17 protein-coding genes and 1 tRNA gene are annotated in these 14,588 nt (G+C 61.1%); 14 read left to right on the top strand and 4 right to left on the bottom strand.

Translation table 11 applies throughout. The features are described 5' to 3' along the window. The 6 genes from rpsE to H0W65_RS03740 all read left to right on the top strand — a co-directional run. Positions 1-518, top strand: a 518-nt coding sequence (gene rpsE, locus H0W65_RS03765; RefSeq protein ID WP_294004012.1) for a 30S ribosomal protein S5, incomplete at its 5' end; no start/stop codon positions are given. 5 nt (positions 519-523) lie between these two features. Then, positions 524-703, top strand: a complete 180-nt coding sequence (gene rpmD / locus H0W65_RS03760) for a 50S ribosomal protein L30 (protein ID WP_294004009.1) — start codon at positions 524-526, stop codon at positions 701-703. A 142-nt stretch (positions 704-845) separates the two neighbouring features. Then, positions 846-1,421, top strand: a complete 576-nt coding sequence (rplO, locus tag H0W65_RS03755) for a 50S ribosomal protein L15 (protein ID WP_294004006.1) — start codon at positions 846-848, stop codon at positions 1,419-1,421. A gap of 144 nt (positions 1,422-1,565) precedes the next feature. Next, positions 1,566-2,933 carry a preprotein translocase subunit SecY gene (gene secY, locus H0W65_RS03750; RefSeq protein WP_294004003.1) on the top strand — a complete coding sequence of 456 codons (1,368 nt, stop codon included), beginning with the start codon at positions 1,566-1,568 and terminating at the stop codon, positions 2,931-2,933. 28 nt (positions 2,934-2,961) lie between these two features. After that, the gene (locus H0W65_RS03745; RefSeq protein ID WP_294004000.1) at positions 2,962-3,606 is read left to right on the top strand and encodes an adenylate kinase; all 645 of its coding nucleotides are present in this window, start codon (positions 2,962-2,964) and stop codon (positions 3,604-3,606) included. Positions 3,607-3,648: 42 nt separating this feature from the next. Next, positions 3,649-4,176 carry an ATPase gene (locus H0W65_RS03740; RefSeq protein ID WP_294003998.1) on the top strand — a complete coding sequence of 176 codons (528 nt, stop codon included), beginning with the start codon at positions 3,649-3,651 and terminating at the stop codon, positions 4,174-4,176. Here the strand turns inward: H0W65_RS03740 and H0W65_RS03735 are convergent. Further along, positions 4,173-4,664, bottom strand: coding sequence for a dihydrofolate reductase (locus tag H0W65_RS03735; RefSeq protein WP_294003995.1), 492 nt, complete (start codon positions 4,662-4,664; stop codon positions 4,173-4,175). The genes H0W65_RS03740 and H0W65_RS03735 overlap by 4 nt on opposite strands. 50 nt (positions 4,665-4,714) lie before the next feature. Here H0W65_RS03735 and H0W65_RS03730 point away from each other — a divergent pair, with 50 nt between their 5' ends. Further along, positions 4,715-6,130, top strand: a complete 1,416-nt coding sequence (locus H0W65_RS03730) for an FAD-binding oxidoreductase (protein ID WP_294003992.1) — start codon at positions 4,715-4,717, stop codon at positions 6,128-6,130. A gap of 21 nt (positions 6,131-6,151) precedes the next feature. On the opposite strand, the gene H0W65_RS03725 is transcribed toward H0W65_RS03730, so the two are convergent. Continuing rightward, on the bottom strand, positions 6,152-6,826 hold the full coding sequence (locus tag H0W65_RS03725; RefSeq protein ID WP_294003989.1) for a spermidine synthase: 675 nt from the start codon (positions 6,824-6,826) through the stop codon (positions 6,152-6,154). Between the two features lie 28 nt (positions 6,827-6,854). Next, a tRNA-Ser gene (locus H0W65_RS03720) sits at positions 6,855-6,929 on the bottom strand. A 123-nt stretch (positions 6,930-7,052) separates the two neighbouring features. On the opposite strand from H0W65_RS03720, the gene H0W65_RS03715 reads away from it, so the two are divergent. Beyond that, positions 7,053-8,228, top strand: a complete 1,176-nt coding sequence (locus H0W65_RS03715) for a site-specific integrase (protein ID WP_294003986.1) — start codon at positions 7,053-7,055, stop codon at positions 8,226-8,228. Between the two features lie 606 nt (positions 8,229-8,834). Here the strand turns inward: H0W65_RS03715 and H0W65_RS03710 are convergent. Then, on the bottom strand, positions 8,835-9,059 hold the full coding sequence (locus H0W65_RS03710) for a hypothetical protein (protein ID WP_294003983.1): 225 nt from the start codon (positions 9,057-9,059) through the stop codon (positions 8,835-8,837). Positions 9,060-9,539: 480 nt separating this feature from the next. Between H0W65_RS03710 and H0W65_RS03705 the strand changes: the two genes are divergently transcribed. From H0W65_RS03705 to H0W65_RS03680, 6 genes are all read left to right on the top strand, one after another. Beyond that, positions 9,540-9,728 (top strand): helix-turn-helix domain-containing protein, encoded by a 189-nt coding sequence (locus H0W65_RS03705; RefSeq protein WP_294003980.1) that lies wholly within the window; start codon positions 9,540-9,542, stop codon positions 9,726-9,728. Next, a complete protein-coding gene (locus H0W65_RS03700) occupies positions 9,725-10,195 on the top strand; it encodes a hypothetical protein (protein ID WP_294003977.1) in 471 nt (156 codons plus the stop codon). Before H0W65_RS03705 ends, H0W65_RS03700 begins: the two co-directional genes overlap by 4 nt. 2 nt (positions 10,196-10,197) lie before the next feature. Beyond that, positions 10,198-10,596 (top strand): hypothetical protein, encoded by a 399-nt coding sequence (locus tag H0W65_RS03695; RefSeq protein ID WP_294003974.1) that lies wholly within the window; start codon positions 10,198-10,200, stop codon positions 10,594-10,596. Positions 10,597-10,868: 272 nt separating this feature from the next. Further along, positions 10,869-11,927, top strand: a complete 1,059-nt coding sequence (locus H0W65_RS03690; RefSeq protein WP_294003971.1) for a hypothetical protein — start codon at positions 10,869-10,871, stop codon at positions 11,925-11,927. 10 nt (positions 11,928-11,937) lie between these two features. Next, positions 11,938-13,665, top strand: a complete 1,728-nt coding sequence (locus H0W65_RS03685; protein ID WP_294003968.1) for a hypothetical protein — start codon at positions 11,938-11,940, stop codon at positions 13,663-13,665. Next, positions 13,658-14,588: hypothetical protein (locus H0W65_RS03680; RefSeq protein ID WP_294003965.1), on the top strand; the 931-nt coding region annotated here is incomplete at its 3' end. The genes H0W65_RS03685 and H0W65_RS03680, both read left to right, overlap by 8 nt.

The following is a 14,588-nucleotide window of genomic DNA, read 5'->3' as shown; positions in this document are numbered from 1 at the left end:
AGTTGGTCCACATCAATCGCGTGTCGAAGACGGTCAAGGGCGGCAAGCGTTTCGGCTTTGCCGCGCTGGTCGTGGTCGGAGACGGCAAGGGCCGCGCTGGCTTCGGTCACGGCAAGGCGCGCGAAGTGCCCGAGGCGATCTCCAAGGCGACTGCCGCCGCGAAGAAAGCCATGGTCCGCGTTCCGCTGCGCGACGGCCGCACGCTGCACCATGACGGCAAGGGCCATTTCGGCGCCGGCAAGGTCACCGTCCGCTCGGCCCCATCGGGCACGGGCATCATCGCAGGCGGTCCCATGCGTGCGGTGTTCGAAAGCCTCGGCGTCCACGATGTGGTTACCAAGTCGGTCGGCACTTCCAACCCCTACAACATGATCCGGGCGACCTTCGAAGCGCTGAAGGAGCAGACCAGCCCGCGTTCGGTCGCGCAACGTCGCGGCAAGAAGGTAGCCGACCTTCTCGGCCGTGGAGGCATGGCCCCGGCCGAGGCCGAAGCGACCGCCGACGCGGTCACGGAGTAAGGCAGATGTCGAAGATTAAGATCACCCAGACCGGATCGCCGATCCGCCGTCACAAGACTCAGCGGGCGACCCTGGTCGGCTTGGGCCTCAACAAGATGCACCGGACGGTTGAAGTCGAGGCGACCCCGGAAGTCATGGGCCAGGTGCGCAAAGTGGCGCATCTGCTCAAGGTGGTGGAAGCGTAAGCAAATCTCCCTCCCGCTTGCGGGAGGGTAAGAGCCGCCGTTAGGCAACGAAGGGGTGGGCCTGTCCGCCCTCCCCACCCCCGGCCCCTTCCACAAGCGGAGGGGAGAATCAGCGCGACAAAAGCGAAAGCGAGTGCACATCATGACTTTCAAGTTGAACGACCTCCGCGACAACCCCGGCGCCCGCAAGGACCGCGTCCGCGTCGGGCGGGGCATCGGCTCCGGTAAGGGCAAAACCGCCGGCCGCGGTCAGAAGGGCCAGAAGAGCCGCTCGGGCGTCTCAATTAAGGGCTTTGAGGGTGGCCAGATGCCGCTTCACATGCGGCTGCCGAAGCGCGGCTTCAATAACATCTTCGCCAAGGATTATGCCGAGGTGAACCTGGGCGCTATCCAGAAGATGATCGATGCCGGCACGCTCGAGGGCAAGGGCACACTCGACCATAAGGCGCTCAAGGCGGCCGGCCTGGCGCGCGGCGGCAAGGACGGGGTGCGCCTGCTCGGCAAGGGCGAGCTGAAGGCCAAGGTCAGCTTTACGGTCGCGGGCGCGTCAAAAGGCGCGATCGCCGCGGTCGAAAAGGCCGGCGGCACGGTCGAGGTTATCAAGACCGTCTCGGCCGCCGAAAAAGCGGCCGCCAAAAAGGGCAAGGCGCGCCTCGCGCGGATTGCCGACAAGGCCGACAAGGTGGCCAAGAACGCCAAGCCCGCCCACAAGAGCTAGAGCTGTTGTTGGCTTGGGGGCTTCGCAAGGCGCCTTCAGTCACTATATCGGGCGGCGGGCCACCCGCCAGAGTGCTACTTTGGCGGGAACCTGTGTTGGGGGGCTGATGCCCGTCGCCGCCTCTATTCATTCTAGGGATCACCAATGGCATCCGCAGCCGAACAATTGGCCTCCAACATTTCGATGTCGACCTTTTCAAAGGCGACCGAGCTCAAGAAGAGGCTGTGGTTCACGCTCGGCGCGCTGATCCTGTTCCGGCTGCTGTCGTTCGTCCCGATCCCGGGCATCGATCCGCGGGCGCTGGCGTCGCTGTTCCAGACCCAGCAGGGCGGCGTGCTCGATTTCTTCAATACCTTCTCTGGCGGAAGCCTGGAGCGGATGTCGATCATCGCGCTCGGCATCATGCCCTATATCACCGCCTCTATCGTCGTGCAGCTCGGCGGCACGCTGTACGAGCCGTGGAAGGCGCTGAAGAAGGAAGGCGAGGTTGGGCGCAAAAAGCTCAATCAATATACCCGCTACCTGACCGTGTTGCTGACCACCGTGCAGGGCTATTTTATCGCGACCGGCCTTGAAGGTCTCGCCGCGACTCAGGGCATCGGCGCGGTCGTCGAGCCGGGCATGCTGTTCCGCGTCGCAGCGACCATCAGCCTGGTCGGCGGCACGCTGTTCTTGATGTGGGTCGGCGAGCAGATCACCAGTCGCGGCATCGGTAACGGCGTCTCGCTGATCATCATGGCGGGCATCGTCGCCTCGATGCCGCGTCACATCGCCCAACTGTTCGAAGGCGGTCGCGCCGGGACGCTGGATCCTTTATTGGTGTTCGGGATCGTCATCGCCGTAGTCGGTTTGGTGATGTTCATCTGCTTCATGGAGCGCGCCCAGCGCCGCGTCCTCATCCAATACCCCAAGCGCCAGAGCGCGCGCGGGGCGATGCAGCAGGAGCGCAGCCATCTGCCGCTCAAGCTCAACACGGCCGGCGTAATTCCGCCGATCTTCGCCTCGTCGCTGCTGCTGATGCCGCTGACGGTGCTGCAGTTCGCCGGCAAGGGCGCCGACCCCAACAGTTCATCGAGCGACCTTCTCATCACCATAAGCACCTATCTGCAGCATGGCGCGCCGCTCTACCTGCTGCTCTACGCGTCGGGCATCGTCTTCTTCTGCTTCTTCTACACCGCAGTGCAGTTCAATTCGGAAGAGACGGCGGAAAATCTAAAGCGCCACGGCGGCTTCGTCCCCGGCATCCGCCCAGGCAAGGCGACCGAGCTTTATTTCGACTATCTGCTCAATCGCATCACCGTCATCGGCGCGGCCTATTTGGCGATGATCTGCCTCATCCCGGAGATCGCGCTCAGCCAGGCCGGCGTGCCCTTCTACCTCGGCGGCACGAGCCTGCTGATCGTCGTCAACGTGACGATGGATACGGTCAGCCAAATCCAGAGCCACTTGATTGCGCACCAATATGGCGATCTGATCAAGAAGGCGAAGCTCAAGGGTGGGCGGCGGCGCTAAATTTCGGCGCAACAGGAGAGCGTCCTTCGTGGATATCATTCTTCTTGGACCCCCAGGTGCGGGCAAAGGGACGCAGGCGCAGCGGCTCCAGGCCAAGCGCGGCATGATCCAGCTGTCGACCGGCGACATGCTCCGGGAAGCGGTCGCCAAGGGCACTCCGGTTGGCCTCAAGGCCAAGGCGGTGATGGCGGCGGGCGAGTTGGTCAGCGACGCGATCGTCTCGGCGCTGATCGGCGAGCGGCTCGACACCGCTGCCGCGCATGGCGCGATTTTCGACGGCTTCCCGCGCACGCATCATCAGGCCGAAGCGCTGGAAGTGCTGCTCGGCGAGCGAGGCCGCAAACTCGACCATGTGATCGAGCTGGTGGTCGACGAGGACGAGTTGGTGAAACGCATCATCGGCCGCTTTACCTGCGCCGCCTGCGGCGCACCCTATCACGACCAGTTTCACATGCCCAAGGTCGAGGGCACGTGCGACGCATGCGGCGGCCACGAGTTCAAACGGCGGCCCGACGACAATGAGCAGACGGTGCGCACCCGTATGGCCGAATATCGCGCCAAGACCGCTCCGATCCTGCCTTATTACGAAAGCAAGGGCCTGGTCCGGCGGGTGGACGGGATGCAGTCGGTCGAACAAGTGGCAACGGCGATCGACGCGATCCTCGACAGTTGACGCAAAGCGCGTAAGCTTGCGCCAATCTTACTGTGGGGCGCCATGTTCAAGAGGACCTTACCGTTGGCCGTGCTGCTCGCTGCCACGCCCGCCGCCGCCGAAGTGGTCAATGCCGATGCGCATGGCTTCGAGGTCCGGCAGAGCATCACCCTGGTAGTGCCGCCGCCGCGCGCCTTTGCTGCCATCAGCCAGGTCCAGAACTGGTGGTCGAAGGTTCACAGCTTTTCCGGCAAGTCGGAAAATCTTTCGCTGCAGATGCGCCCCGGCGGCTGTTTCTGCGAGCGGCTCGACGAGGGTGGCGGGGTCGAGTTCATGCACGTCGTCTTCCTTCAACCCGGCGAGCGGGTGGTGCTGCGCGGCACGCTTGGCCCGCTGCTGTTCGAAGCCGGCGAAGGCGTACTCGACTTGAAGGTCGATCGGATTGCCGGCGGGTCGAAGATCAGCCTCAGCTACAAGGCGGCCGGGTTCGACAAGGGCAATGGCGCCGACCTGGCGCCGCTGGTCGACGCGGTGTTGGGCGTGCAGATGAAGCGGCTACGTGCCTATGCCGCGGGCGCGCCCAGGCGTTAGGCGCGGATCAGGCTGACGGTCCGCCAGGCGGGCGTGTCGGCGGTCATCATATGGTCTTCGCTCGCGACTTCGCGCCAGTCCTCGGTCGATCTGAGATCGGGCATCGAAACATCTCCCTCCACGACGGCGATGACTTCGGTCAACTCGATCCGGTCGGCGATCGGCTCGAACAGCTCGAAGATCGCCGCGCCGCCGATCACCGAGATCGGCATCTCTCCCGCCAGTTGAATCGCACTGTCGACGTCATGCGCCACCTCGGTGCCCGCGACCGCCCAATCGGCATCACGGGTCATAACGATGTGGTGGCGGCCGGGCAGGAGTCCGGGCAGGCTGTCGAACGTCTTCCGCCCCATGATCATCGCACTGCCCATAGTCAGTGCCTTGAACCGCTTCAGATCGCCTGGAATGTGCCACGGCAGCACGCCATCGCGGCCGATCACGCCGTTGATCGCTCGAGCCAGGACAATGGTGATCGGGGGACGGGCCATGGGCTCTCCTACGCTTGCCCGGGCGGCGGCGGCAAGGGTAGGGGAGGGCGATGAACGCGGCGCAACAGCAGCTGGTCGACGAGGTTCGAGCTCGCTTCGGTGATCGCGTCGCGCTGACCGATGCGCTTGACATAAAGCCCTGGTTGACCGACTGGCGCGGGCGTTGGACAGGCCGGGCGGGGGCGATCCTCCAGCCGGGCTCGACCGAAGAGGTCGCGGCGATCGTCGCAATGGCGGTCGACAAGGGCGTCGCGCTGGTCCCGCAGGGCGGAAACACCTCGATGGTCGGCGGCGCGACCCCGCCGGACGACGGCTCTGCGTTGATCCTGTCGCTGCGCCGGATGAACCGCATCCGGGCGATCGATCGCCCGGCGATGCGATGCACCGTCGAGGCGGGGGTCGTCCTCCAGACGCTGCACGAAGCGGCGGCGGCGGAAGGTTTGCGCTTTCCGCTGACCCTTGGCGCACGCGGCAGCGCGACCATCGGCGGGCTCATATCGACCAACGCCGGCGGGACGCAGGTGCTGCGCTTCGGGCCGATGCGCGCGCAGGTCGAGGGGATCGAAGCCGTGCTGCCTGACGGGACGACCCACAATGGCCTGTCGGGCCTCAAGAAGGACAATCGCGGCACCAGCATCGATCAGCTTCTGATCGGCGCGGAGGGTACGTTGGGCGTCGTCACCGCAGCGCGGCTGCGGCTGGTGCCGGCACTCCGGTCGCGCGCCGTCGCCTGGCTCGGCCTCGCCAGCCCGCAGGATGCGCTCGACACGCTACGCGCTCTGGAGGCCAGGACTGACCGCATAGAGGGGTTTGAGGTACTTCCGGCCAAATCGCTTCGGGCGGCACTCGATCATGTCCGAGGCACCCGCGCGCCGCTGGCCGGCGAGCATCGCTGGCACGTCCTGGTCGAAGCCGCCGCCGAAGATGCCGGCGCGGAGTCTCCGGGAGATTTGCTGGCGCGGCTGCTCCAGCCGATGCTCGGCAGCCTGGTCGAAGATGCGGCGATCTCCGCTACCGAGGCACAGGCCGAGGCGTTCTGGCACATTCGCGACAGCCTGTCGGAGGCCGAGCGCGCCGCTTTCGGTCCCGCGACCCAGCACGACATCTCCGTCCCGGTCGACGCAATGCCGCGTTTCATGATCGACGCGGCAGCGGAAGTGGAACGCGCCTTCCCCGGCACAAGCGCCTCGGGCTTCGGCCATCTGGGCGACGGCAACATCCATTTCCACGTCCGTGCCGGCACGCGGGGCGGGCCGGGTTGGATCGACGATGAAGGCCCGGCCGTGACCCGCCTGGTCGACGACCTCGTCACGGCTGCGGGCGGCTCAATTAGCGCCGAGCATGGCATCGGCCAGATGAAGCGCGACGAGCTTGCCCGCCTCTCACCGGACCGGGTGCGAACCCTGAAAGCGATCAAGGCCGCGCTTGATCCCGCCGGATTGATGAACCCGGGAAAGCTGGTCTGACGAGTCCCCGGACGGAACGGTTCACCGCTTGGTGGCGAACCAGATGATATGCCGCGCGCCTTTGCCGTTGCTCCGCGCGCGGACCGACGTTTCCTCGACCTCGAAACCGGTCTCGCGTATTAGGCAGGTAAAGGCGCGATCGGGAGCCGCGGACCATATCGCCAGGACGCCCCCGGGCTTGAGCGCCACCGTCGCCGCGGCCAGCCCGCTAGCAGAATAGAGGCGGTTGTTGGCGGCGCGGGTCAGGCCGTCGGGGCCATTGTCGACATCCAGCAAGATCGCGTCATAGGCGGCGCGCGACCGTGAGATGAGCGCCGCGACGTCGCCGATCACTAGTCCGACTCGTGGATCGTCGAGGCAGCCGGCGGTCATCTCCGCCATCGGCCCGCGCGCCCATTCGATGATCTCGGGCACCAGTTCGGCGACCGTGACCCGCGCCGACCCATCGAGCGCCGCCAGCGCCGCGCGCAGGGTGAAGCCCATGCCATAGCCGCCGATCAACAGATGCGGGGCGGGGCGCTTTCCGAGCCGCTCGCACGTCAACACCGCCAGCGCTTCCTCCGACCCACTCATCCGGCTGCTCATCAGCTCGTTGCGATCGAGCACGATCATATGGTCGGCGCCGCGCCGGAACAGCCGCAATTCCTTGTCCCCACCGGGGATGAGGGCGGTGCCGAGCAAGTCGCGGGGGGTCATGGGTCATCTCCGGCTGGTCGACGGAATGTGGTGCGCCCGGCTGGATTCGAACCAGCGGCCTCAAGATTAGAAGTCTCGCGATCACTTTTGCGCACCATTACGCTCAGCGACGCTATACAACGAAGAAGCCCAGGAAACTAAGATATATGACGACGCCGAAAGTAGATGGGCATTGCCAGGATTCGCTATTTCGTGCTACCTAGATGCTACTTAAGGGAGTGCGTAGGTGAAGGTCAAGCTTAGCGTTCGAGCGGTAGAGGCAATCGTTCCAGCCGAGAAGGATGTGATCGCGTGGGACGCGGAGCTTAGCGGCTTTGGCCTCAAAACCACACCTAAGGGGAAGAAGACCTACTTCCTTTATTACAGGACAAAGGACGGCCAACAGCGGCGTCCAGCGATTGGTGCGCACGGACCGGTGCGCCCCGAGGCTGCGCGAGAAATAGCAAAGCGGTGGCTTGCCGAAGTCGCACAGGGGCGTGACCCGTCTTTGACGCGGAGCCAAGACCGCGTTGCGCCGCTCGTTCGAGCCTTGTGTGCCCGTTACCTCACGGACTTTGCGGAGCCGCGCAAAAAGGCCAGTTCCGTCGAAGGTGATCGCCGGTTGATTGACCTCCACATCCTGCCCGCCCTCGGATCAAAGAAAGTCGCGTCGGTAACGCGTGCGGACTTCTCCGCCCTGCACCATTCCCTCAAGCGAAAGCCCTACGCAGCGAACCGGATGCTCGCACTGGCGTCGAAGATGTTCTCGCTCGCCGAACGGTGGGGAATGCGGCCGGAAGGGTCAAACCCTGCCAAAAACATCGATCGGTTTCCGGAGGAAAAGCGTCAGCGTTTTCTCAACCGGGAGGAGGTCGCTCGCCTTTGGGCCGTGCTGAACTCTCAGGAGGCGAGAAACAAGGTCTCGGCCAGCTCTATCGCGGCGCTGAAACTTTTGATCTTGACAGGCAGGCGTCTAAACGAAGTGCTTGGGATGAAGTGGAGTTGGGTCGATTTCGACGCCAAAGTTCTTCGCCTCCCGGACACGAAGTCGGGTGCCCTCCTAGTCTCTCTTGGTGATGCTGCGATCAAAATGCTTGCTGAGCTAAAAGCGGGCGCTGGCGATCATGTGTATGTCATTCCCAGCCGCCGCAGTGGGCAATCGCTAGTCAATCTGCAAAAGCCGTGGCGTCAAATACGCTCGATGGCAGACTTGGAAAACGTGCGCATCCACGACCTCCGTCACACCTTCGCAAGCGTGGGGGCGGGCCTAGGCATGAGTCTCCCGCTTCTTGGTCGACTGTTGGGCCACACTCAGGCAGCTACAACCGCGAGGTACGCGCACCTCGCGCAAGTTCACGTGAAGGTTGCCGCCGACGCAATTGGTGCCGAGCTGGAACGGATGGCAAATTCAGATTTGGTCTGAACAAGTCGACCACAGGCTGTAGTATGCAAGATCACTCAATCTCAACCGGGAGATTGAGCTTTTTGAACTCGATGCCAGCGATATCGCATACTCCATCTCGTTTTTTGGGGTCGACCTTTCGGGCTGCATCACACGCGTCATGTTCCTTGTCGTACGTAAAAGGACTCGGCGTGTGATCAGGCAGCGGACACTTATGGCCAATCAGTAGTGTGACTGTACGATCGGACCTTGCTAGGTACTCAGTACGCTCCCCATGCAAATCTTGTTTCGCAGAACGTAATCTAAGCCTGTCGCTAGAAGTAACTGCTCCGGCGGGCTCTAGTTTATTAATGAAATCTTCTTCGGATTTTATAATGCTCCTATTCAGTCGATCCATACCACCAAAAAATATCTCGGAGCGTATAAACTCGCGCATCAACTTTGTGCATACTGGGTTTACCACTTGGGCTTTGGGTGCTCGCGCCCTTCTCTGGGGCGCTCCAGCCGCGTACGAATTTGCTGGCAAAGAGACTGCAATGGACAGGGCGAGGGCACATAGGCGAGTGGTTCTTGTGGTTGCCGTTGACATACCGATTAGCTCCCCTGCATCGGGTTGTGCGAATAACTTTACTTGCCTGTGTAGCCCCTAAGCTTCAGGCATTGACGCGCTAGGTCGAAGGCGATCAAGGGATTTTCGGGCGACGCCTTGTTGGCTTCGTATCTGCACTCCGCGATATCGCGGTTGGCTTCTTCGGTCGAAGTGCCTTCCCGCGCAAAGGTCGTCGTGCAAGCGCCAAGTGCTGCCGCTGCCAGCAGCGCGGCGGTACCTTTTCGAGTATTTTTGCGAAACATCTGTCACCCCGTCCTGTTTCTGACTGAGGCAGCACCCGGCTTGAGCCGGGCGTTCGTAACCCTGCACAAGTCAGGGCGCCGCCGCCTTTAGGCGAAACCCTGGACATACGCGTCGGCCACCCGGCCGAGAATTCGACCGGACTTGTGCCAAGGGGTTACGAAGCCCCACGCTCGGGACTGACCGAAGCGCGAACTCTGACTCGCAGATCGCGCCCAAATTCGCAACCAGCGACGAGCGGCTACGGACAATACTTGATCAGGTGTGACAAAAAATGAAAGGACGGCAATGCCGCCGATGCGCCGCTAATGTTCCATAGGTCGAAGGCTGTTCGCGTTCGCGTCGACAGGCAAAGGGCAGCGCAAGGCAACGTCAAGATATTTTCGAGCATGGTTGAGCGCCAACTAGCGTCGTGGAGCGCTGGCTATCAAGAGTCCTCGAAGGGTAGTGCGCTGGTTCCAAAACATTGAAGGAGACCACGCATGACTACCGCCCCCCGCCTGCTGCGAGAGATCGATGCTGCTGAATATCTTGGTCTTTCCCCGAAGACGCTGAGCCGATGGCGATGGTGCCAGAAGGGGCCCGTTGCCCGCAAGCTGGGCGGGGCAGTGCGCTACGCCGTAGCTGATCTTGATGCTTTTGCTGGCCTCTCGTCGGAGGCCTCGTCGTGAGCGGGCAGTCAAATCAACTGGACCCCTATCCCGACGCAGGCAGGTTGCGCGAAAAGGTGCGCGAAACTTTCCGAGAGAGCGCTAACCTAAGTGACTTTGACGACCTCAAAGTGGGTGATCTCACTAGCCTCCGAACGTATGTCGGAGAAGACGCCGCCAGCGCGGTTCGACGGTTGAGGGTGATAGCCGAGCACGAGCGATTGGAGACCGGGATTTCGATGAGCGTTCGGCAAAGCGGCACTTATGTCGTCATGCGCCGCCTCTCGGACGGTTCAAAGGGAAGGCTCGCGGATTGGCTCGATCTTGCAATGGGACATGCGTTCATATTCGCGCCGTTCGGCATGACAGACACAAAAGAAGTGAAACTTGCACGGCGCATCGCGAGCGTCCTGGAAAAAATGGGTCGTGGCAAGTTCAAGGTATTCCATACTTGGGATCACCTGTGCGTTCGGCGGTTGAAAGATTAAGAATGCGGTATACCAACCGCTTGTTCTATTGCCCGATGGGCGACCACGTCATTGTCCAGCCGCGCACCAATGAAACTTTAGACGGGGCATTAAGTCGTCTGAAGCGCCTCGCGCGGAGCTATCGCACGTGGGGCCGGTCGTTCCGAGTTGAGAAGAAGCCAGACGGCATTTTGTGGTGGCGAGTCGAATACGGGAAGAACACGAAACTTGCTCGCTGGTATGCGTCACGACTGGGCGATCGTACGACAATTAAGGAGAACGCTGGCGCAGTCGAACTTGCCAAAGCCAAAGCCACGGCTCGCCATCTGAAGCGCAAGGGTGAGGGTGCTTTTAAGCCGTACCTAGAAAGCGGTAATCTTCTCATCATGCGGATCGAGCCACCTCGTGAGGTTCCCGCGTAAAATAAAGCCATTTATGCGCGCAGAGTGTCCGGCCGTAGGGCGTTTTTTTATCGCTGGCCCATACTAGTTACTTAATATCATTCATTTGGCTAGATAAGTAATAAGTAAAAAAAGCATATTGTGAGAACAACCCTAACCTTAAGTGGCGTATTATGACGCGTGCGATCTGGACAGACAAACAGTGTCGGTCAATGTATCTCGAACGTACCGTGGCACTCGCCCTTCCCGGCCCAGCCGGATCGTAGAACGGCTAAAAGCGTGAGTATGGTCGAATGTGGAATACGTTGCCGCTCGAACGGTTCGTCGAGCATAAGCTGAGGGAACGGCACGCCGAAAAGGGCGCTACACAATGGGCGCGCTACGTCGAATTGCGCACGGAGCTCTCGGAGCAGGTCTTGCCTTGGATACAGCGAAACGAACCCGATCTTTCCGACCACGGCGTGAATCACATTCATGACGTCATGGGCAAGGTGACTGAGCTACTCGGGCTTCCGAAGGAACACGGCGGCGAGGAGGATTGGGTGCTGCCGGACGGCTACAATGTGCACGAGATGCTGCTGCTCCTGCTTGGCTGCCTTACCCACGACATTGGCAACATCCTGGGCCGCGAGAAGCATAACCTCGCAATTGGTAACGCTGCCGTTCTCGCCGGGACGGGGTGGCTCCGGTATCCCGTCGGCGACCGCCGCATCATCGAAAGCATCGGTCGCGCGCACAGCGGAAGGGCAGCCGACGGAAGTAAGGACACCCTTGCTGCCCTTTCTGCCCAGCCGGCCTTCTTTGCAGAGGTGCGGGTGAGCCTCGTCGAGATTGCCGCCGTGCTGCGATTCGCCGACGAACTCGCCGAGGGTCCCCAGCGCACGTCGACGGCGCTCATTGCGCTGGCGAACCGAGACGACGCGAAGCCAGAGCATCGTTTAAGTGAGGGAAGCAGGCTCTACCACCTATATGCTGCAATCACGAACTACCACATTGATCATGCCGCCGGTCGCATACTTGTCGACTACGACATCGACCGTGCCAACATTGATTACCCTGATGGCGATTGCGAGCGCCGGGCGCTTATTCGCTCGCTTCTCTCGCTGGCTTACGGTCGCTCCCTGAAACTTAACGCCGAACGCCAGTACGCTCGGCACTACGCGAAATCGCTCGCTCACTTCCGCGAGACCTCAATTAACTTGCGTTTCAACGAGCGCGGCCAGCCACTTGACCAACTCGACCGCACGGTGATCATCAGCGACGCGAGAACTGCGTTCGAGGCAGGCTTGCGCCTTGAAGTTCTCAACCCGAACTTCGCCATTGATGACGTGCTTAGCGCGCTGCTCGGGTAAGGAGACTGACATGGAGATCGTCAACCCATTCGAGTACGAGGCGGCGTCAAGCCTTGATCCCGACCGAATCTCTGAGTGGTTCATTGACGATCACAATTACGCCCGCTTCATCAAGTCGCGGCGCAACGTGATCTTAGACGGAGACCGCGGCTCCGGGAAAAGCATGATCCTCGTTTATCATGCGATCGAGAACGAGATGGCTCGCGCAAGTGCCCGGAGCCAAGAACCCGATTTGTCTAACGTCGGCATCTACGTACCGAGCAATAACCCGCTTCTTCAGCGCGCGGAGCATGAAGAAGTGCTTGAGTCTGCGCAACGAAGCATAATTTCAGAACGGTATCTAACATACACGATCGTCGCCGCGATCGGGAAAGGCCTTCGGCAGATCGAATCGTATCTCGACGCTGCTGAGCGAGCCGCGATCCTCGACGAGATACGATACCTGATGCCTTCGAAGCGGCTCGATGAGGTGAGCGACCCATTCACTTATGTGACCCGCTTCGTGCGGGACGCGTTGCGTATGGACCAGGAGGCGCTCGCCAAGGGCCTAGATTTTGACTTCAACTTCGATACTTCGTCGTTTTACATTCACATACTCCCGCTGCTCGAGGCATTGCGCAACACTAAGGCACTCTCGCAGACCCACTTCTCGCTGCTAATCGACGACGCTCACATGTTGGACCCGTACCAGCAGCGCATCATTAACTCATGGCTTGGTTACCGCGACCACTCGTTGTTCTCGCTTAAAGTAGCAATCGCGGGCCTCCGGAACTACGATTTGGGCACGACCTTTGGCGGTAACATCCTTGAAGGCCACGATTACACTGCGGTGAACCTCTACCGGCCGTTCCAGAATTTGGACTCCGAGTATGGTCGCTTTGCAGTAAAAGTCGTCGAGCGGCGCCTGAAGCAGGCAGGCATAGCGGAACGGGTGCAGGACTTCTTCCCCACAAGCGAGTCATTCACCAAGGATCTCAGCAACGCCAAGGGACGGGCCGAGAAGCTCGCTATTAGCCGGGGCATCGACCCAAATGATAGGAAAGCGTTCAACGACTTCAGATACAAGTTCGGGCGCGCGCTCTACTTCCGTGATCGCAGCCGTCGCGCAAACAAACCCCAGTATTCCGGTTTCGAAACGATCAGCCACCTTTCGACGGGGGTAGTCCGTAGCTTGCTCAATATCTGCTACGCGATGTTCGAACGCGAGGTGTCATTACGCAAGACAAATCCGAGCTTTATCAGGACAGACGTCCAGCGGGACGTCATCCTTGAAGCAAGCGACAAGCAGTGGGAGTTCGTCCGTGGCGAACTCGACAAGTCGATAGCACACTGCACGCCAGAGGACGCGGTTAAGATTGCGCGGCTTCTCCGGCGGCTGGCCGAATACTTTCGAGGTCGCCTGCTCCACCATGAATCTGAGCCACGCGTGCTGGTCTTTTCCATTTCGGCGTTCGACCCCCTTCGCGACGCAGAGCTAGTGCGCCTGCTCGACCTCGCCGAGGAGGCGCAGCTTCTTTATGTGCGCTCAGGGACCGCCAAGTCGGGAGGCGGACGAGAGAACTACTACGTTGTTAACCGCATGCTGTTCCCCCAGTACGGACTCGACGTTCAGGGGCAGCATGGCCGGGCTTCGCTTCGCGCCGAAGACCTTCTCGGGGCCGCCAACCACGACAAGGCCTTCCCCAACACTATGGGTATCGATCCCCCGCTGGAACAGGGAACGCTGTTTGATGTCTGATGTGATATCTGCTCGACGGGCGATAGTTACCTTCGCCAGCTGGGAACCCCGCTGGAAGGCTAGCGTCCGCGCGCTCCTAAGCGAAAACGACGGGGCATCGCTTCGTATTCTCTACTCCGCCCGATACACGGAATGGACCAAGGCCGCACGGGACGAGATGATCTCCGACGCCCGAGCTGGTGGCTTCGAAGTGGAGCAAACGGAGATCGATCTTGAGCAATCGGGTCGCGCTTGGCGCGAAGCGGCGGCCTTCACTATCGCGCTCGCGGATGCGGGCATCGAAGCCGTATCGCTCGACGGGACTACCATGCCGCGCGAGGTGACCTGGTTTCTACTGCACGCAACGGGCGAACTACGGCTGACGACCGACTACATTTATGTGCCTGCGGGTAGCTACGGTGAGTGGCTTAGCAAAGAGTCGCTCCAGCCGAGGCTAGTGCTTAAGCGCTCTGGCGTCCTCTATCCCGACAAGCCTACTTGCGTGATGGCCATGTCGGGGTTCGACATAGGCCGGCTCAACCAGTTGGTTTCATACTTCGAACCGGCGAAAGTGGAGGTCGCTAAGCAGGTAGGGGAACGCTACGGGAATGCCGGACGGAACAACCCTCAATTGTCGGAGTACGGGCGGCGCGCCCACATCTTCGATTTCGACGGCTTCGATCTCAGCGGAGCTTCACACGTCTTATTGAAGTCGCGAATTGAGCCGCTTCTGCCCAATTATAATGTCCTTCTCGCGTCGCTGGGTCCCAAGCTTTCTGCCGTCACTGCTTTCGAGATCACGGAGGAGCTACCCGAGGTGGCGCTAGTCTATATCCCTTCCAGCAGCTACAACCGCGAATATTCAAAAGGTGAAGATATGAGCAGGAGGGTCGTACGGCGAATTCGGCGCGGGGAGGGCACGTCAGTTCGACCGGGTGGAATTC

It is taken from the genome of Sphingomonas sp. (genome assembly GCF_013816785.1).
Lineage (GTDB): Bacteria > Pseudomonadota > Alphaproteobacteria > Sphingomonadales > Sphingomonadaceae > Sphingomicrobium.
The sequence above is the reverse complement of the archived record's forward strand: the minus strand, read 5'-3'. Positions and strand labels throughout refer to the sequence as shown.